The sequence below is a fragment of the Fibrobacter sp. UWB7 genome (assembly GCF_900142945.1).
Classification (GTDB): Bacteria; Fibrobacterota; Fibrobacteria; order Fibrobacterales; family Fibrobacteraceae; genus Fibrobacter.
The window spans coordinates 86,898-105,530 of sequence record NZ_FRCO01000001.1 but is presented as its reverse complement, the minus strand read 5'-3'; the positions used below and the strand labels follow the sequence as shown (position 1 = coordinate 105,530).

The window sequence follows — 18,633 nt, the reverse complement described above, 5'->3', positions numbered from 1 at the left end:
TTTTGTGAGCTTCGCAAAAAACGCTAGCGAATGCCTTTTGTATCTTTGATTCGTGAAATTTTTTGTGAAGACTTTTTTGTTAGCGGGAGTCGTTTCCGCTTTTGTATCTGCAAACGCTGCAGAGTCGGATTCGCTGCGTGTCGATTCTGACCAGTGTAGCGATGGTGCAAAAATCGAATCGATTGAGTTTGAAGGCTTGGAACATACGAAGCCGCGTGTGGTGTGGCGCGAACTCACGCACAAGGTTGGGGGCGAATTTTCGCAGAAGACTTTTGAGTCGGAAAAGCTTCGCCTGCAAGACCTGGACCTCTTTACGGATATTTACGTTTCTTGTAAAGGTGGAAACGTCGTTTATAATTTCAAAGAAATCTTCCGTTGGATTCCATCGCCGGATAGCAAGACAACTGACCGCGATGGTCTTATGCTTGGACTTGCGCTTGCGAACCTGAATGTGCTTGGCGAAGACATTCGTGCCGAAGTGCACTACCGCACGGCTATCGATCCGTTCTTTGAAAATAACGAGTATGCCTTTTACGCGAGTTCGCCATATTTGTTTGGCATCCCGCTTGGCTGGAATATTGATTTTACGCGAACCGATAGCTGGGACGATCTCCGTGAATTCAAGGACGCGAGTTGGTTGTTGAGTTTGGACTTGAATTGGAAATTTGTTCCGCATTATTCGCTTTTAGGAAAGTTGACTTATCGCTATCTTGAAAAAGGACCTGGCGTGCTACCGGAATTTGGGCTTGGCTTTGCTGTGGACTACCGCGATAGCGAACTCGATACCCGCAAGGGAATTTATTTTGAAAGCGATGTGACGCATGTGGGCGTTGGCGGAAAGCGCGGCGAAAATTTTGTTGAATTCTTGGAAGATGCTCGCGCTTACTATTCGGTCGGTCGTTTTGTTACGGGGGCAACAGCGCTTGTTCGTTTGCGTCCGGGCGATGTAAAGCGCTATGATTATTTCTATCATGGCGGTACGAACTCTTTCCGTGGTCTTAACAGTCCGGATGCGGACCATTTGGGCGTTCACGAAATGCTCTTGAATCTTGAAGAACGTTTTGTGCTATTGGAACGCCGTTCGGCTTCGTTGTGGGGAATCAACTTCTTTTACGGAATCCAGCTGGTGGCAGGTTTTGATGCAAGCGTGCTTTGGGACAAGGGCGCTCCTGGATGGAAAAATTACGAAGGGGCAGTCTATGGTGGTCTGCATATCGTGATCCCTGCACTTGACCGAATCCGTCTTGAAATTGGCTACAGCCCCGATACGGGAAAACCGAAGTTTAGTTGGGGTATCTTGGGCAAGACGACAACGCAGCGCTGGCGGAGTAGGTAATTCGGTTTTGAATATACTTTGGTAAAAAAAGACTTTACAATTTCCGAATAAATACTAAATTAGGGATTATATTTGTAATAAAAAGATAATGAGGCTCAAAGTGGGCCGACGGAGAATAAATGGCTATTAATTATTTGGATCTTCCTATTGGACGCAAGTATCCTTACGAAGTGGATTGCGTCGTGGAAATCGGCAAAGACACGAACTTGAAGTATGAATACGACGAACGCCTGCATGTGTTCCGTCTTGACCGTTGCCTCTTGAGCTCTATGAGCTATCCTTGCACGTATGGTTTTATTCCGAGTACCAAGGCTGACGATGGTGACGCTTTGGACATGCTCATTTACAGCCCGGCATCCATGATTACGGGTACGGTTTGCACTTGCCGTGTGATCGGTGCGCTTGATATGACCGACGGTGGCAAGAAGGACTACAAGGTTTTGGGCGTGCCGGTGTTCAACCCGCGTCCGTTCTGCGACATTACTGACGTGGACCAGATGTTCCTCCGCATTACCAAGAACTTCTTCCAGAACTACAAGGAACTGGAAGGCAAGGACGTACAAATTGGTGAATGGAAGGATGCCGCTTTTGCCCGTGAAAAGGTGATTGCCGCTCACAAGGCCTACTTTCAGAACCAAGTCCAAGTGCCGGAATCCTGCTACCAGGAACCCGAACACGACGAAAAGATAACCGCTGAGGAATTAATCTAAAGGCGAGTGCAGCGACCGTGCTTGCACGGGCATTGCCGAGCCGCTGATTAAAGAACCGCGAAGCGGTAAACTCATTTAGTAGCGAGAGCTGCGGTTAGCGTCGCGGGTTATAAAATTTGTCTATGGTCTTGCCTTTGAGGGCGAGGCCATTTTTTTTAGAATTTGATGGTTTTGTTACAAAATATTTAATATATTATTTTTGTTGTAACAATTAAATTATATAGAGGTCTTATGAATAAGCTTATGCTTACTTGCGCGATGTCGCTCATGCTGCTTAGCACGTCTGCTATGGCATTGACGATTAACGTTGAACCGAAGAAAGAGGAAAGCTCTCGCGTGGCTCCGCCTCCTCCGCCACCACCTCCGGCTCCGTCGATCACCTGCAAGTTTGCAGAACCGAAGTGCGACCGTCATGACAGAATCCATGCTGAACGTTATAGCAACGATCAGAAGATGTATAGCCGTGGCGAATGCTATCGTGGCGAAAAGGAACGCAAGTTTGACTTCTATTGCAACAATGGTGATGTCTGGATGCAGATTGATTACCGTCGTGACCGCGCTGACCGTATTGATTGCAGAGATCCGAGACGTGGTAAGTTCTTTGCCGCTCGCAGCATCAGCGAATGCGAAGATCTCTATCGCAACAATCGCCCGGAACCGCCGCGCAAGAAACACCACACTCATCGTGACTACCGCGACTAATTTTGCGTAAAATTTTAGCGAGCGCCTGCTCGCTTGCCAAAGTTAAAAAGCCTCTCGCTTAAGCGGGAGGCTTTTCCTTTTATAAAAGGCGACCCCGGCATCCCGGAATAAATCCGGGACAGGCTCCAGCCGGGGTGACATGCTTCGGACGGGATGACTCTGTAAAAGACAGGGCTTAGCCCTTGTATCCCTTGGGATTGTTCTTTTGCCAGTTCCAGGCGTCGCGGCACATTTCTTCAATGCCGTACTGGGCCTTCCAACCGAGTTCGTCGAATGCCTTTTGCGGGTTGCAGTAGCAAGTGGCGATATCGCCTGCGCGACGCGGCTTGATGCTGTACGGAATCTTGACGTTGTTGACCTTTTCAAATGCTTTTACGACGTCAAGAACGGAGTAGCCATGACCTGTACCCAAGTTGTAAATAGCGAGCCCGCACTTGCGTTCGATTGCCTTGAGTGCGCTCACGTGGCCAGAGGCGAGGTCGCAGACGTGGATGTAGTCACGAACGCCGGTGCCATCCGGGGTGTCGTAGTCATTGCCAAACACGCCGAGTTCCTTGCGGAGTCCGACTGCGGTCTGTGTAATGTAAGGCATTAAGTTGTTCGGAATGCCATTCGGGTCTTCGCCGATACGTCCGCTCGGATGTGCGCCAATCGGGTTGAAGTAACGGAGCAAAACGATATTCCATTCTGGGTCGGCCTTTTGCACGTCGCGGAGGATTTCTTCGAGCATGGACTTCGTCTGTCCGTAGGGGTTGGTGCATTGACCCTTGGGGCAAGCTTCTGTAATAGGAATTTGTGCTGGATTGCCGTAAACAGTTGCCGAAGAACTAAAGATGAGGTTCTTGCAGCCGTGGTTACGCATGGCGTGGAGCAACACGAAAGTGGCGTTCATGTTGTTTTCGTAGTATTCGAGCGGCTTCGCGACGGATTCGCCGACAGCCTTGAGACCTGCAAAGTGGATGCAGGCGTCGAACTTGTTTTCGCTGAAAATCTTGTCCATGGCGGCGGCATCACGGACGTCAGCCTTGACAAATGGAATGGGGGAGCCTACGATTTCTGCTACGCGGCGGAGAGATTCGTCACTTGAGTTTACGAGGTTATCGACTACGACAACGGAATGACCTGCTTTGTAGAGTTCAATAATTGTATGGCTTCCGATATAACCGGCGCCACCCATAACGGCTATTTTCATGATTGCTCCAATGATAAAAGTTCGGTGCATAATATACGAAATTTTTAGATTGTAGGCATGAACGATTACTACCAATTTGCGATACTTTCAGCTGTTGTTGTGGCTGTTTATGCTTTTTTGTATTTCGTAGTGCATCCGCTTGCGAAATGGATTGCCATAAAGACTCCGAACAAGTTTGATGACTTGCTCGTGAAAAAGAAAGTGATTTCGCGTGCGCTCTTTTTTGTGCCGGTGATAATTCTGGTGCAGTCGTTCCCATATGTGCTTGCAAAGGGACATTGGCTTTATGAATTTTGTGAACATATCGGAAATATTTTGTTCACGGTAGCGGCGTTCTTGCTTGCAAGTGCTGTGCTTGATGTCATTGAAAGCTTGAATGAACGCAATGTGAAAATGAAGTTGCGCCCGATGCGTGGCATTTTCCAGGCGATTAAACTTGCGATGTTCTGTGTGGCGACCATCCTTGTGGCGTCGCAGATTGTGAATAAAAGCCCGGTGATTATTTTATCGACACTTGGTGCCATGGCGACGGTCTTGTTGTTGGTTTTCAGGGACTCAATTCTTGGCTTGGTCTCTGGAATCCAGATAAACTTGTCGGACCTCTTGCGCAAGGGCGACTGGATTGAAATTGAACGCCATCATGCTGATGGTTCGGTCATAGACATCACGCTTACATCTGTGAAAGTACGTAACTGGGACAATACGGTTTCGGTGATTCCGGCGTACGACTTGATTACCAATTCTTTCCGTAATTGGCGTGGTATGCAGGAATCCGGCGGTCGCCGCATCAAGCGTTCGCTTTTCATTGACCAGCAGAGCATCCGCTTTTTGACGCCTGAAGAAATTGAAAAATTCATGAAGATTGATGTGCTGCGCCCGTACTTAGAACAAAAGTTAAGTGAAATCGGTGAAAATTCTGGCGTGTCGGAAAATGTCACGGTTACAAAACTGAATGGCCGCCATTTGACAAACATCGGAACGTTCAGGGCTTACTGCACGGCGTATCTCCGCAGCCGTAAGACGATTGCTCAAGACATGACGCTCATGACGCGCCAACTTGCGCCAACGCCGACCGGGCTCCCGCTTGAAATCTATGCGTTTGCCAATACGGTGGAATGGATAGAATACGAAAATATCCAGTCCGATATTTTTGATTTTCTGATTGCATCGCTCCCGGAATTTGGGCTTTCGCTGTACCAGTACGCAAACCGCGTGCCGTAATTTTTTTCTACATTCGTCAATATGGATATTAATGAATGGCGCATTCGCATTGACGAACTTAATGATGAACTGATGTCGCTTCTCAACAAGAGGGCTACATACGCTGCTGAAATTGGGAAAATCAAGAAACAGAAAGGTTTGCCCGTTTTTGATGAAGGTCGCGAACAGTCTGTCTTGAATTTGGTCGCCGAGAAGGCCGCAAAGGCCGGTGGCCCGCTTTCTCCGGAATCGTTCCAGAATATTTTCCGTGTCATCATGGAAGAAACTCGCAAGGTGGAAGAATAATGGTCGGTCGCATTACCATGGTGGGGTTTGGCCTCTTGGCAAGCTCGATTGCTGCTGCCATCAAACAGGCTAAGCTTCCGACGAAGATTCGTGCTGTAAGTTCACCTGCAACGCTCAAACGTGCTCGTGAACTTGAACTTGCCGATGAATTTTTTGAATACGATGAGACTGAAAAGTGGGCAAAGGATAGCGACCTGATTTTGCTCTGTGCGCCAATCCTCCACATTTTGAAGATGATTGATGCTCTCGGTAAAGTTTCGTGGGCTGGTGCTGATGCTGGCCGAGAAATCTTGGTGAGTGATATCGGTTCGACAAAGGTTGAAATTTGCAAGGCGGGCGTTCGCTTGCCCGCTCCGTTCCGCTTTGTCGGCAGCCACCCGATGGCGGGTTCCGAAAAACGCACTTGCGAATACAACGACCCTGCGATTTTTGAAAATGCGTACTGGTTTGTCTGTCCGCCGGATGGAACGCCTGAATCTGTTTATGCCCCGCTTCTGGAAATTATCCGCTTTGTGGGCGCAAATCCTGTCGTGTTCCCGCCGGAACATCACGACCGCACGATGGCATGGGTGAGTCACATGCCGCAGATGCTGAGCTCGACGCTTGCCGGAAACTTGCCGGAACGTTTGCTCAAGCACAACTACCAGCATTTTGCGGGCCGCGCTTTCCGCGACATGACGCGCATTGCCGCTTCGGGCTGGGGAATGTGGCACGATATTGCGGTGACCAATCGCGATGAGACTACTCGCGCCCTTTGCGAAGTCCGCGATGGCCTCGACAAGACGATTGCGGCGATGAACGGACTCAACGTCGTGAAAGACGGTAAGCCTGCTTCGGGTGATTTTGAAAATGACGAGCATAGCGTGGTTGCGGATAATTCGCAGGCGCTTGCCGATATTTTCAAGGCGGGTAACGATGGCCGTGCGAGCTTGTTTGCTCCGGGGCGCAATAACACCAACTCGTTCTACGAAATTACGGTCCAGCTCAAGGATAAGCCGGGCGCTCTGTTGAGCGTGATGCAGCCGCTTGCCGAAGAAGGCATCAACATTCGCGACATAGAACTCATGAAGGTCCGCGAAAATGTGGCGGGTACGCTTTTGCTTGCTTTCAAGACTCAAGAAGAAGCGGCCCGTGCCGTGAAGACTCTGCAATATTTGGAATACGAAGTTAAAGAAAGACGTTAATTTGCTTAAGGAATAGACGATGGAATTCTTGATGAATCCCGACCGTGAACGGATGAATTTGACGTTGGTGATGGCGCTTTTGGTGAATGGCCGCACCGTGTTGGAAAATTTTGCGTGGGCAAGTGGTAGTGAAAAGTATGCCGAGGCGCTGAAAGATTTTGGTCTCACTTACGAATTGCAAGGACATCAGCTAGTCTTGAATGGCAAGGGGTTCCAGTACTCTATTCCGACCATGCTTCCGTTCAAGTTTGGCGAAGCCGATAACGTGATGCTTTGGACGCTCGCGAGCAAGGACGATGAACAGCTTTACACGTTTGCCGCTGAAGTCGATGATGCGGGAATTGCCCGTGTGAATACAGCGAAGGAAACGCTCCAGAAGTATTTCAAGATCAAGGTGCAAAAAGATGAACCGGCAAAGTTTGTCTTTAACTTTTTGCGCGATGAACTGAACGTCAAAAAGGATTCTCTGGGGAACGTTTCGTCTGTGATGCGCAACAGGCTTTTGCTCCGAGCGCTTATCCGCAATGATTACTTGAATTTTGAAGAAAAGTCTACGGTGCATGACCAGTGGACGAAAATGCTCATTTACTTTGGTGCGGCTGTGAAATATGAAGGCCGTGGCATGGAACAGTTGAGCGAATTTGAACGCCGCTTGATGATTGCACAGGGCAAGAAGATTGAACGTACGCAGTTCACGGAACTTTCGGAGACGAAGGTGATTACCGCGCGTGAATACTATGTGCCGGGTGATACGACGGAAGCGACTGCGTTTGCGGTACTTGCGACTGTCGGTAACATGCCGAAGGACAACGTCATCAAGCTTTTGAACGTAGACTTGAACAGCAGCCGTGCAGGTGCACTCACATGCCTCAAGCGCATGGGTGCTAACGTTGAAACGGTGAGCCGTCGTGAAAAGTATGGTGACGTTTTTGGCGATGTTGAAATCAAACCGCTCGCTTCTGGAAAGCGTTTGCAGGGTCGCCGCTTTAGCGAAGACGTGATTGCGACAGCGCTCGAAGAATACCCGCTGTTGGCTGTGGCGGCTTGCTACGGCGAAGGCGAAACGATTTTGCGCGTGCCCAAGGAAGTCCGCAAGGAAATGCGCCCCAAGAATGAATTTTTGGCGGTGAACTTGCGCAAGACGGGGGCCGAAGTTGGCGTGTACGACGATGGCCTTGTGATTCGCGGCCTTGAAACGATTGTGAACGGTAGTGATTTTGACGGTGGCGATTCGGCGCAGATGGGGCTTGCCTTGAGCGTGTTGTCGCTTGCGCTCCAAAACGATGAACCGGTTGAAAATATGGACAAGGTCGAAGCGATGTTCCCGGGTGTTGTCGACAAGCTCAAGAATGTGCTTGTGGCAGAAAACGCCGAGAAGAACGCTGAAAAAGCGGGCTAGGGATTGCGCGCGGAAGGTATAAAGGCTACGCACGGAACGAACACTTTGAGTGAACGCGAAACTTGAGGATGGTTATGGAAAAGTCTTTCAGCAGCATTGGAATTGTCGGATTCAAGGACAAAAGTGCCGATTTGGCATGTGCCTTGAAGCAGATTACTTCTTGGGCGCTTGAACACCCGCAGGTGAAATTTTATGCGCTCGATTCCCTCAAGGAGCTCGTGAAAAAGCCGATTCGCGTGGTGAAAGAATCCGCGTTGCAGAAGACGGATTTGCTGCTTGCGATTGGCGGTGATGGCACTGTGCTGACGGCCGCGCACCTGGCGCTTGGTCATAACATCCCGATTCTTGGTGTGAATGCCGGACGCGTGGGATTCTTGGCGGAATCGCGTGTGGAAGGCTTGACCAAGACGCTTGATAGCTTGCTTGCGGGCGACTTCTCGACTCGCGAACGCATGATGATCGAGGCTGCGGTTTACCACGGCAGAAAGTGCATTGCAAAGCAGACCGTTTTAAACGAAGTCCATGTGCGCGCTCACGCTCCGGAACGTATGGTGAACGTGAACGTGGCTTATAACGATACTTGCCTGACGGAATACTGGGCGGATTCAATTCTCGTTTCGACGCCGACGGGTTCAACGGCTTACAACCTTGCTGCTGGCGGTCCGATTATCCATCCTTCGACGCCTGCAGTGGTGCTCACGCCTGTGGCTCCGAGCAGCCTCTCGGTGCGTCCGCTTGTGCTTTCGCTGACGGATAAAAAGTTGCGAATGGCGTCTGCGGTGAATTGCTCGCTGGACCTCGTTTTTGACGGGCGCATCACGCTTGAAATGAAACCGGATGAATATGTGATGTTGTCTGAAAGTAAACTTGTGACGACGTTTATTCGTATGCGTCACACGGGATTTGTTGGCGCTCTTCGTGAAAAGCTTGGTTGGACGGGTAAGCCGCGATCTGCTTAATTTCGCCTTGCTTTAAATCGCCCAATTCGTAATTGCAGAACTTGATGCGCACAAGACGTAAAACTTCGTAGCCGAGCTTCGCGAGCATTCGGCGAATTTCACGATTTTTGCCTTCGTCCAAAGTGATTTCGAGCCAACAGTTCTTTTCGCCTGCGCTATAGAGCTTGGCGCTGACGGCGTGCATGAACTCTTCGGGTTCGCCAAAGACGCGAGGCGGTACATTGAAGCCCGCTTCCATTTGCGAAAGTTCCGCAGCAGTTGGCATTCCCGCAACTTGAACGCGGTAGATTTTTGTGTGGGTGGGGCCGCGCGACTCTTGATGATTCAGCAAAACATCCGCCCATTGCGTATCGTTTGTAAATAGCAAAAGCCCTTCGCTGGCGGCATCGAGCCTGCCAACGGGCGATATATGCGGCGCAGGCTTGCCGGGGAACATCTTGGCGTATTGCTCACGGAAAAGGTCCATGACGGTTGTGCGCCCTTTTTCGTCGCTTGCCGTAGTGACGTAGCCACGCGGCTTGTTCATCATAAAGTAAATGAACTCGCTTGCTTTTACGGGTTTTCCGTCAACGCAAATTTCATCATTTTCGCGGGTGGGTGTGTCCGGATCGCGGACGATTTTTCCACGCAAAGAAACCCGGCCCTCGCGGACCAGGTTTTCTGCTTGGCTTCTGCTACAAAAACCGCGCTTAGAAATCACACGGGCAACGCCGTGAGCTTTGGCTTTAGTGGCGCCAGACGCGGGCTTCGCGCAGTCTCTTTCTCGGTTTACTTGCCGAGATATGCCTTGATGTTTTCGAGGCATTTCTTGTTCTGGGCTTCGGTACCGACGGTAATGCGGAGCACGTCACCCATAGCCGGCTGCGGACGGATGATGGTGCCCTTGGCCTGCAAGAACTTGAAGGCGTCCATCGGATCCTTGAATCCGCTGACGGCGATGAAGTTTGCGTGGCTGTCGACGTAGGCGAGGCCGAGTTCCTTGAAACCAGCCTTGAGCTGTTCGAGCCCCTTCTTGTTGAGTTCGCGAACCTTGTTCACGTAATCCTGGTCGTCGATAGCACCGATTGCTGCTGCCTGAGCGATGCTGTTCACGTTGAACGGTTCACGCACGCGGTTGATGAGGGCGACGATTTCCGGGCGGGTGATGCAGTAGCCCACACGGAGGCCTGCAAGACCGTAGATCTTGCTGAACGTACGGCAGCAGATGATGTTCTTGCCAGCGGCGATGCGGCTGTTGAAATCCGGAACGAGTTCCGGCGTGTCTTCGATAAATTCGGTGTAGGCTTCGTCCATCACGAGAACGCAAGTTTCCGGGAGGCTGTCGGCGAAGTCCAAAATTTCCTTGGCGGTAAGGTCAGAACCGGTCGGGTTGTTCGGGTTAGCGAGGAACACGATGCGGGTCTTTTCGTTCACGGCGTCGCGCATAGCCTTGAGGTTGTAGTTGTATCCCGGAGCCGGCATGTCAACTTCAACAATCTTGGCATTCATGGCCATCGTGGCGAGCTTGTAAACAGCGAAGCTGTGGTTGCCCATGACGGCTTCCGTGCCGGGGCCGAGGAACACTTGGGCAATCATGTCCAAAAGTTCGTTACTGCCGTTACCCACAGCAATCTGGTCGCGGTTCACGCCGCGGAATTCAGCAATCTTTCCGATGAGGTCGTAAGAACCGCCATCCGGATAGAGGTTCACTTCTTCCAAAGCCTTGCGAGCTTCGGCCATGCCCTTCGGGCTCGGGCCAAACGGGTTTTCGTTGCTGGCGAGCTTGTCGATGTCTTTCGGGTCGAGGCCGAATTCACGAGCGGTGTAGGCGATGGGTTTGCCGGTCACGTAGAGCGGCTGCTTCAAAATGTGCTGTTGTGCGAGCTGATTGATATCCATAGTTGTTATTTGCTAGTTATAGTTATTGATTATTTGTAATCCGTAAGGAATAATAGCAATTTTAGTTTCGTCGCTTGGTTTCTTTGACAAAATGTCTAGAAATTTAATTCGGAATTGCGCCCTATAATGGCTTTGGGAATATAAATTATATGTTGGAAAAATAAGGAATTTATTGAGATGTTTGAAGCTTCGAATCGAATTTTAGCGGTGTTGTGCGGACTTGCTCTGAGTGCGTCTGCGGCGGTGGATCAGTGCAAACCGATTGGCTGGGCGACTCGCTCGGGCCGCACTTCGACCGAGTTTAATGTAACCGGTGGCGGAAACGCAACACCCATTACGGTAAAAACATTTGCTGATTTGCAAAAGTACGCGAAGGATTCTTCTCCGCGTGTGATTTACATAGACGGTACGCTTGGCGATGGCTGGAGCGGGCGAACGGGGGACCGCTTGAATATCACGGGTTCCAACAAGACCATCATCGGACTTAAGCCGGGGACTGTGCTTAAAGCGCCAATTCACATCAGCAAGGCTTCAAACATTATCGTCCGCAATATCGTGATTCAAGGGCCGGGCAGTAATGCTGAGCAGGCTTGGGACAACCTCACCATTGAAAATAACGGTTCCAAAAATATATGGATTGACCACTGTGAATTCTGGGATGGTCAGGATGGCAATGCCGATGTGGTAAAAGGTGCAGATAACGTAACGTTTACGTGGTGCATTTTTGGCTACAAGAAAAAGAGTTCGCACAACCTTTCGAATCTCATCGGCAGTTCTGACAATGAACCCGAAAGCGAAGGCAAGCTGAATGTCACGTACATGTTCAACTGGTGGAAGGCCGCTAACCAGCGTAAACCGCGTTGCCGTTACGGAAATGTGCACGTGGTGAACAATCTTTTGACGGGTGACGCTAGCATCACGAATGGTACGGACGTGCTTGGAATTTCGGCAGGCCACATGTGCCGCGTGCGCACAGAACGCAATGTGTTTATCAACGAGGCAAATCCGATTTATACGGGTAACGCCAACGGCACGGGCGTAAATGAAGTTATCGACAACATCTTTACGAACTGCTCTGGCAATACAAGGGGAACGGGAACCTCTTTCACGCCGCCATATGAATACTCAAGCTTTATGCTCAAGGCAAGTGAAGTCGAAGCTGCCGTAAAAGCGAATGCGGGCGCTACGCTCAAGAGTCCGACGGAATGCGATGCAAACTATGTGGAACCGGAGCCGCCGACACCTGATAAACAGTTCCAGGCCGAAACGGGTACGATTACAGGTGGCGTTTCTGAAAGCAGCAATGGCGGTTACCACGGCGATGGCTATGTGAATTTCGATAAGGGTGGCGATGTCGTCGTGAACGTGAAAGTCGATACGGCTGGGCAATACAAGTTCGATATCGATTTCGCGAATGGCTCCAGTGAAGCACGCTCTCTAGCGATCTCTGCAGGTTTGGATACAGCAACGACATCTTTCAAGACAACTGGTGGCTGGACTGTCTGGGAAACGGCTGAAGTCTTGGTGAATCTTGCTGCCGGCGAAAATGCAGTGAAGTTTGCAACCGTTGGCGGTAATGATGGCCCGAACATCGACCAGTTTAATGTAACGCTTGTGAAGGCCGCTGAAAAAGATTCATCGGAAGAAAAGACTATATCAATTCGCTCAAAATCGATTGCTATGGTTGAACCGAGTGTTTATCGCGTCAGCATTTTTGATACGAAGGGCGCATTGGTACGCCGTATGAATGTGGAATCCGCAAAAGTCGGTGATGTCGCTTGGATAACTCGCGGCCTGCCTGCAGGGCTATACGTGATGCGTATGACCGCGCCCGGCGCAGGCGTGGATCGAAGCAAGTTTATTACCGTGAAGTAGAAATGGGGGTGCCGCGCCGAACTTCGTGCGGCATCTTTTTTTTATGTCATTGCGCAGAACGCATGAGCGCTTATGCAAATACATTTGAATCAATGATTCTTTTCAAAAAATTTTTTGTTTCTTTGTATTTTGTGTTGTCAAAAACTGCTGTAATTAAGCTTGTTTCTACCTTAACTGCAGGAACTATATGTACATGGGAGTTACATATCGGCTTGTATTCGAATATGTAATTGTTTATATCTCGGTCGCTTTGAGCCTTATCAAAATTTGTGATAGTAAGTCCCAATTTTTGAGCGATAGGTGCTATTATATTGTATTTGAGTTTCTTTCGGCGAGATGCTCCGATATGTTCCGAAAATGAAATGTCTATATCTTCCGAGAAACGGTTAATGACTTTGAGAGCTTTTGAAAGAGATGTACCACCCTTAAAAACGACTATGTCTGAAGATGTAGCGATTTCTTTCAAAATGAGTGAAACATAGTAGTCTTTTTCGACAAGATCCGCTTGTATTTTGGAAATCTTGCTGACTGATTCCAAAAAGTTAAAGAACATTTCTTTGTCTTTATGCAAATACATCATAAAGCTTCAAGTCGTAGATGTACTTGTACGTTTTTAGAGGGAAGTTCTCGATATATTTGTCCACATCGGCACGGAGAATTTTGTTGCGCAAAATATGCCTGCGGATGATGTCTGGTGCTTCCTCTTCGCAGCAGTAATCGGTGTATTCTTCCACATCCTTTAGCAAGTCCAGAAGCTGAAGAACATTGCGATTTTCTTTGGTGATAGCGATTTTGGCGCGACGTATGTAATATGGAATGTTTCCTACTTTAACTTCACGTGCGATGGCTGTTGTGTTGTTTGTTACGATTTCTTCTTTATAAGGCACTTGTAAGCACAAACCAAGCTGATTTGCGAAGGTGTAGCCTGAGTAATAGCCATAGATCTCGTCTCCATTGGTAATGTACTTGTACTCCGCAACCATATTAGATGAAATCGGGGAGTATTCATGATTGGTGTCTGGCAGAAAATAGACTCCCGGCTCATAGCGAAAAAGCTCTCCGGAATCAACAAGTTTCTTGAACTGTTGACGTAGGTTTCCTGCTGAAAGTCCTAGAGGTTCGGCATCTTCCGTAAAAATGGGTTTTCCTGGTCCGAATTTTGATTTTAAGAATTCTAAAAGCATATCAATCCTTTATTAACGGAATTTAATATATGTAATTAAATTCTGTTTGTCAATAGGGAAATTCATCCCGAACTAATTCTCTTTGGTCGCTTAGATAATTTCAAGTCACGAGTGTTTCCCTGTCGAATTTTTTGTCCGCAGAATAACGGTTTGAGGTATTGCACTTACATTGACATAGGATTAGATTTACAGAAAACGAGATAATCCTATGGCAAATGATGTTTTACAGACAAAAATCGATAAGGCTACTAAGGCCGATATTGAGATTTTTTCTAATCTCACGCTAGACGCTATCGAAGAGGCAAAAAAACTTGCTAAAAATTCCAAGGCGAAAAGATATTCTTTTGCTAGAGAACTCCTTGATGATTGTGTGTAGTGGTTTATAAGTTTCTGAAAATCACACATCTGCAGTTCATAAATCCCTAATTATGTAAAATTTTATTGCACCCCTAGCCAGATATTTTAATATTAGGTACATTAATGCATGACGTGTTTCTCTGTCGAATGGAGAAATGCGTTTTTTTATTCTGAAATTTTGGAATAAGGGAACGCCTCTAAAATCTAACAGCTGTAAAATGCGGCAAAATGGAGGCTGAAATGAAATCTAGAGAAATTAAGAAAAGAAAAACTGATAGCGAAAACTATATCGCTGATTTGCGGTCTATTGTTTCGACTGCTCGAAAAATGAGTTTTCGTGCAGCAAACTTGATGCAGGTGGCTTGTAACTGGCTACTAGGTTGGCGAATCGTGGAGCAAGAACAGCAAGGTAAAGCTAGGGCGGATTATGGGAAACGAATTATTGAAGAAGCTTCAGCTTCGTTAACCGAAAATTTTGGTAATGGTTTTTCTGAGACGCAACTTAGGAATTTTAGAAAATTTTATTGTTTGTTTAAATTTCTGCAAATTCAGCAGGCATTGCCTGCTGAATTTAAAAAAGAAATAGTAAAGATTCAGCAGGCTTTGCCTGCTAAATCCGTAAAATTAGGAAAAATGGAATCGCATGTTGCTGAATTCCGAGTTTATTAAGAATCCATTGATTGTTGAGTTCTTGGGGCTAAATCAAGATGCTGCATTGACTGAATCAACCCTGGAAAGTACAATTTTGAACCACTTATAAAAGGAATATGGGGGATAACCCGACTGTCGGTGTGATTCTTTGTTCAGAAACAAATGCCGATGTGGCAAAATTTTCAACGCTTGCAACAAATAAGCGTATGTACGCTGCCAAGTATTTGACATATTTGCCATCTAAGGAAGAACTTGCTCGTGAAATAGAAATGCAGAAGGTTCTCTATGAACACGAGCATTCAGAAAAAAAGGTAGAAAATGAAGTATAATCTTTTGACTTTGTGCTTAGTTTAAATCTTCTGCAAAAACTCGACAAGTTCGCGATTCAGCTCGCTATTGAGCGAATCTGCTTCTTGGACGGTGTGGTGCTCGTCGCCTTCGAAATCGTGGGCGCGTTCACCGCAGATGTCTACGCCGAGAATTTTACGACCTGTTACAAGGGCTGTGATGCAATCTTTGAGGGCGTCAAGTGTAAGCGAGCCTTGGTCCCAGTTGGTTGCAGCGTAGGTGGGTAAGAGTGCGTCCTTGTCGATGGAAATGTAGAGATTTGGCGAGAGGACGTTCACAAAATCGCTGCAGATTAGAGACGAGAGAATGCTGAGTTCGCTTTCTTTGATGAAAGTCACCTTTTCTAAAATGCTCGATTCCCCGGATTGCGAAAGTTCTTCGCGGACGGTTTCGACGAGTTCGTCCTTGACTCCGATGATGATGACGTTTTGGATAAACTTGTTGTTTTCAAGGACTTCTTTGATCCAGCCGCCACAGCTTAAAATTCCGCCAAAGCGGGGCGGTTGCATGTCGGGATGGTGGTCGAATACGATGAGCGTGAACGGCTCTTGGATTCTGTCGGTCCAGAGCTTGCTCATGTAATGATAATTGCCGTTGTCAAAAAAGTGAATACCTGGTTGCGGCGCAATGTCGCTTGTGGAATTGTCGCGATTCTCGATATTGCGGTCGCTTTCACTCTTGCTGTTGCTTTCTGCGTTGTCGATTAAATCGTTAATTTCCTTGATGGCGTCGTCGTCGCAGTAGCAGTCGGTTCCTACGATTTTCGTGCAGTCGAGCCAGCGAACGTCCTTGCTTGTTTCTGCGGTGGCGCGCAGTTCTTGCATAAAGGCTTGCTCGGCGTAAACGCCCGTGAAATCTTGAACCGTAATCATCATGACTCAAAAATAATTAAAATCTGCTGCCTTGGGCAAAAAAGGCGGTACCTGCTCAGTGGCTGGCATGACAGACTTTGGGAAAAATAGCGTGTTTTGAAGTTTTCCTGTTGTTGATTTTCTCCGAGTTTTTGATTATTTTAGTGAAGTCAAGGAGCTTTTATGCAAGAAGAATTGAAGAATATTACGGATGAAGACAAGCGCTTTATGCAGATGGCTATTCAGTTGTCCGTTGAAAATGTTGATAATGGTGGTGGTCCGTTTGGCGCTGTGATTGTCAAGAATGGTGAAGTCGTGGCAACGGGCGCAAATCGCGTTGTGCCGAATAACGATCCGACGGCTCATGCTGAGGTGACTGCAATTCGAAATGCTTGCGCAAAACTCGGAACGTTCATGCTGGATGGCTGTACCGTTTACACGAGCTGCGAACCTTGCCCAATGTGTTTGAGCGCTCTGTACTGGGCTCGTGTCAAGCGCATTTGCTACGCCAATACAAAAGCTGATGCAGCAGCAATTGAATTCGACGATTCCTTTATCTATGACCAGCTCGACTTGCCGTACGAAAAACGCGCCATTAAGTGCGATCATTTTATGCGAAACGAGGCTCTTGTCGCATTCAAAAAATGGGCAACAAAGACGGACAAAACCCGATATTAAAGTGGTTCTGAGACTCTCAAATGGGGTCGAAAGCGTCCCCGCTTGTTCGCTTTGCTCTCTTTTATTATATTAGCGATATGGCAAGAATGTTCCCTATAGGTATGCAGTCTTTCTCGGTTATCCGGGAGAATAATGCGATTTACGTTGATAAGACCGGTTTGGTGTATAAGCTGGTCAAGGAAGGCAAAGTCTATTTTCTGGCTCGCCCTCGGCGTTTTGGAAAATCGTTGCTTATCAGTACGCTAGACTGTTACCTTAGTGGTCGCAAGGAGTTGTTTGCTGGGCTTGCCATTGACAAGCTAGAAACGGAGTGGAAAAAACATCCAGTTTTAAGGTTCGATTTCAGCAAAATGAAATATATGAACCCCGGCATGCTGGATGAACTGATTAATCTCAGTCTTGCTGAATACGAAAAAGTTTACGGGAAAGGAATTGACGAGAATTCTCCAAGTTCCAGATTGAACGGACTCATATTGAGAGCCGAGCAAAAAACGGGGCAGAAGGTTGTTTTCCTTGTTGATGAATATGATGCTCCGCTTCTGGATACTCTTGTTGACAAAGATGCTTTTGACCAAATGCGTCAAAAATTACGCGACTTTTACAGCCCGCTCAAGAGTCTTGATGATCATCTTAAGTTCATATTCATTACGGGTATTACCAAGTTCAGCCAGTTGAGTATTTTTAGCGAACTCAATAACCTGAAAATCATCAGCATGGTCGATGATTATGCGGCTCTCTGTGGCATTACCGAAGAAGAACTGCGGACGCAGATGAATCCCGAAATTGAGGTGATGGCTCAAGCTACCGGCAAAACTTTTGAACAGGTGTGCGCGGGACTTAAGCGCAAGTATGACGGTTACCATTTTTCCAAAAAGTCGCCAGACGTATACAATCCGTTCAGTTTGATAAATGCATTGCAAGATAAAGATCTTACAAATTACTGGTTCGAAACGGGAACTCCGACATACCTCATGGATTGGATTTGCAAGTTTGGCATTGATCCGGAGCTTTTGAAAAACGGAATTGCCGCTTCTGCTGATGACTTTAATGTTCCGACAGAAGGGAATGGCAGCCCAGTTCCTGTGCTATACCAGAGCGGCTACCTGACTATTAAAGGTTATGACGAATCGCAGTTCTTGCCATACACGCTGGCATACCCGAACGAGGAAGTTGCAGAAGGCTTTACCAAGGGACTTTTAAAGTATTTTTCGGGCAAGGATTCTATGGCGTATAACGCCGTTGCGAACACAATCATCAACGGATTTAATTCTGGCGATGTGGCTTCTGTGATGGATGCAATCAAGGTTTACTTGAGCGACATCCCTTACGATGCCGCAAAGCGGGATGAACTTCTCTATAGTACTTTAATTTTCGGAGTTTTTCGTATTGCGACTCCGTTCCTAGTACATTGTGAACAGAAATCTGCTGGCGGTCGTGCCGATATAGTGTTGGAAACAAAGACTGCTGTATATGTCATTGAATTCAAATTGGACGGTTCGATTGAAGATGCTTTAGCTCAAATTGACAGCCGTGGTTACCTTGATCCGTACAGACTACATAAAACTGAACAAGATTTACCGAAGAAACTATACAAAGTTGCCGTAAACATCGATTCAAAAAAACGGAATATCAGCGATTGGAAAATGGTGGATGGGTAAATTATATCGTTGAACCCTATTATAAAGCCGTTCAAAATGGATTTCAAAAAATGCAGCGAAGTTTATGGCTATAAGTCCATTGCCGAAGTCGAAGAAGCTGCCCATTTTTCGAATCTTTCGAGAGAACGATTCAAGGAAAAATAATAACCACTCAATTTATCAGAG

Annotated in this window: 20 protein-coding genes; 14 read left to right on the top strand and 6 right to left on the bottom strand. The window is 47.6% G+C overall.

Annotated features, from left to right (window positions below; genetic code table 11):
* The first annotated feature begins 64 nt into the window (after window positions 1-64).
* From BUC30_RS00450 to BUC30_RS00440, 3 genes are all read left to right on the top strand, one after another.
* Window positions 65-1,336 carry a BamA/TamA family outer membrane protein gene (locus BUC30_RS00450; protein WP_244536408.1) on the top strand — a complete coding sequence of 424 codons (1,272 nt, stop codon included), beginning with the start codon at window positions 65-67 and terminating at the stop codon, window positions 1,334-1,336.
* A 119-nt stretch (window positions 1,337-1,455) separates the two neighbouring features.
* A complete protein-coding gene (locus BUC30_RS00445; protein ID WP_014547160.1) occupies window positions 1,456-2,046 on the top strand; it encodes an inorganic diphosphatase in 591 nt (196 codons plus the stop codon).
* A 231-nt stretch (window positions 2,047-2,277) separates the two neighbouring features.
* The gene (locus BUC30_RS00440; RefSeq protein WP_073422928.1) at window positions 2,278-2,748 is read left to right on the top strand and encodes a hypothetical protein; all 471 of its coding nucleotides are present in this window, start codon (window positions 2,278-2,280) and stop codon (window positions 2,746-2,748) included.
* 175 nt (window positions 2,749-2,923) lie between these two features.
* Here the strand turns inward: BUC30_RS00440 and galE are convergent, their stop codons facing one another.
* Window positions 2,924-3,940 carry a UDP-glucose 4-epimerase GalE gene (galE, locus tag BUC30_RS00435; RefSeq protein WP_073422926.1) on the bottom strand — a complete coding sequence of 339 codons (1,017 nt, stop codon included), beginning with the start codon at window positions 3,938-3,940 and terminating at the stop codon, window positions 2,924-2,926.
* 57 nt (window positions 3,941-3,997) lie between these two features.
* On the opposite strand from galE, the gene BUC30_RS00430 reads away from it, so the two are divergent.
* From BUC30_RS00430 to BUC30_RS00410, 5 genes are all read left to right on the top strand, one after another.
* Window positions 3,998-5,161 (top strand): mechanosensitive ion channel family protein, encoded by a 1,164-nt coding sequence (locus BUC30_RS00430; protein ID WP_073422924.1) that lies wholly within the window; start codon window positions 3,998-4,000, stop codon window positions 5,159-5,161.
* A 21-nt stretch (window positions 5,162-5,182) separates the two neighbouring features.
* Window positions 5,183-5,446 (top strand): chorismate mutase, encoded by a 264-nt coding sequence (locus BUC30_RS00425; protein ID WP_014547164.1) that lies wholly within the window; start codon window positions 5,183-5,185, stop codon window positions 5,444-5,446.
* Window positions 5,446-6,630 carry a prephenate dehydrogenase/arogenate dehydrogenase family protein gene (locus BUC30_RS00420; RefSeq protein WP_073422922.1) on the top strand — a complete coding sequence of 395 codons (1,185 nt, stop codon included), beginning with the start codon at window positions 5,446-5,448 and terminating at the stop codon, window positions 6,628-6,630. Before BUC30_RS00425 ends, BUC30_RS00420 begins: the two co-directional genes overlap by 1 nt.
* Before the next feature lie 19 nt (window positions 6,631-6,649).
* Entirely contained in the window at window positions 6,650-8,029 is a 1,380-nt protein-coding gene (locus BUC30_RS00415; RefSeq protein WP_073422920.1) for a 3-phosphoshikimate 1-carboxyvinyltransferase, read from the top strand.
* A gap of 74 nt (window positions 8,030-8,103) precedes the next feature.
* Window positions 8,104-8,988, top strand: coding sequence for an NAD(+)/NADH kinase (locus tag BUC30_RS00410; protein WP_073422919.1), 885 nt, complete (start codon window positions 8,104-8,106; stop codon window positions 8,986-8,988).
* On the opposite strand, the gene BUC30_RS00405 is transcribed toward BUC30_RS00410, so the two are convergent.
* Both BUC30_RS00405 and hisC read right to left on the bottom strand, forming a co-directional pair.
* Entirely contained in the window at window positions 8,909-9,793 is an 885-nt protein-coding gene (locus BUC30_RS00405) for a pseudouridine synthase (protein ID WP_139260757.1), read from the bottom strand. The genes BUC30_RS00410 and BUC30_RS00405 overlap by 80 nt on opposite strands.
* A complete protein-coding gene (gene hisC / locus BUC30_RS00400) occupies window positions 9,757-10,866 on the bottom strand; it encodes a histidinol-phosphate transaminase (protein ID WP_072827079.1) in 1,110 nt (369 codons plus the stop codon). The genes BUC30_RS00405 and hisC overlap by 37 nt, the downstream gene beginning before the upstream one ends.
* Window positions 10,867-11,043: 177 nt before the next feature.
* Between hisC and BUC30_RS00395 the strand changes: the two genes are divergently transcribed.
* Window positions 11,044-12,741: a pectate lyase family protein gene (locus tag BUC30_RS00395; RefSeq protein WP_073422917.1), complete on the top strand. Its 1,698-nt coding sequence runs from the start codon at window positions 11,044-11,046 to the stop codon at window positions 12,739-12,741.
* Between the two features lie 70 nt (window positions 12,742-12,811).
* On the opposite strand, the gene BUC30_RS00390 is transcribed toward BUC30_RS00395, so the two are convergent.
* The gene (locus BUC30_RS00390) at window positions 12,812-13,321 is read right to left on the bottom strand and encodes a nucleotidyl transferase AbiEii/AbiGii toxin family protein (RefSeq protein WP_083555443.1); all 510 of its coding nucleotides are present in this window, start codon (window positions 13,319-13,321) and stop codon (window positions 12,812-12,814) included.
* Window positions 13,305-13,925, bottom strand: coding sequence for a DUF6088 family protein (locus BUC30_RS00385; RefSeq protein ID WP_073422914.1), 621 nt, complete (start codon window positions 13,923-13,925; stop codon window positions 13,305-13,307). Before BUC30_RS00385 ends, BUC30_RS00390 begins: the two co-directional genes overlap by 17 nt.
* A gap of 208 nt (window positions 13,926-14,133) precedes the next feature.
* Between BUC30_RS00385 and BUC30_RS15980 the strand changes: the two genes are divergently transcribed.
* The 3 genes from BUC30_RS15980 to BUC30_RS00375 all read left to right on the top strand — a co-directional run bounded on the left by BUC30_RS15980 (window position 14,134) and on the right by BUC30_RS00375 (window position 15,262).
* A complete protein-coding gene (locus BUC30_RS15980; RefSeq protein ID WP_170861476.1) occupies window positions 14,134-14,301 on the top strand; it encodes a hypothetical protein in 168 nt (55 codons plus the stop codon).
* Window positions 14,302-14,522: 221 nt separating this feature from the next.
* Window positions 14,523-14,951 (top strand): DUF1016 N-terminal domain-containing protein, encoded by a 429-nt coding sequence (locus BUC30_RS00380; RefSeq protein WP_170861475.1) that lies wholly within the window; start codon window positions 14,523-14,525, stop codon window positions 14,949-14,951.
* A 98-nt stretch (window positions 14,952-15,049) separates the two neighbouring features.
* Window positions 15,050-15,262: a PDDEXK nuclease domain-containing protein gene (locus BUC30_RS00375; protein WP_073422911.1), complete on the top strand. Its 213-nt coding sequence runs from the start codon at window positions 15,050-15,052 to the stop codon at window positions 15,260-15,262.
* 21 nt (window positions 15,263-15,283) lie between these two features.
* Here BUC30_RS00375 and BUC30_RS00370 read toward each other — a convergent pair whose 3' ends face one another.
* Window positions 15,284-16,156, bottom strand: a complete 873-nt coding sequence (locus BUC30_RS00370; RefSeq protein ID WP_073422909.1) for an arginase family protein — start codon at window positions 16,154-16,156, stop codon at window positions 15,284-15,286.
* 159 nt (window positions 16,157-16,315) lie between these two features.
* On the opposite strand from BUC30_RS00370, the gene BUC30_RS00365 reads away from it, so the two are divergent.
* Both BUC30_RS00365 and BUC30_RS00360 read left to right on the top strand, forming a co-directional pair.
* Window positions 16,316-16,810 (top strand): nucleoside deaminase, encoded by a 495-nt coding sequence (locus BUC30_RS00365; RefSeq protein ID WP_073422907.1) that lies wholly within the window; start codon window positions 16,316-16,318, stop codon window positions 16,808-16,810.
* A 77-nt stretch (window positions 16,811-16,887) separates the two neighbouring features.
* Window positions 16,888-18,468, top strand: a complete 1,581-nt coding sequence (locus BUC30_RS00360) for an ATP-binding protein (RefSeq protein WP_073423886.1) — start codon at window positions 16,888-16,890, stop codon at window positions 18,466-18,468.
* Window positions 18,469-18,633: the final 165 nt, after the last annotated feature.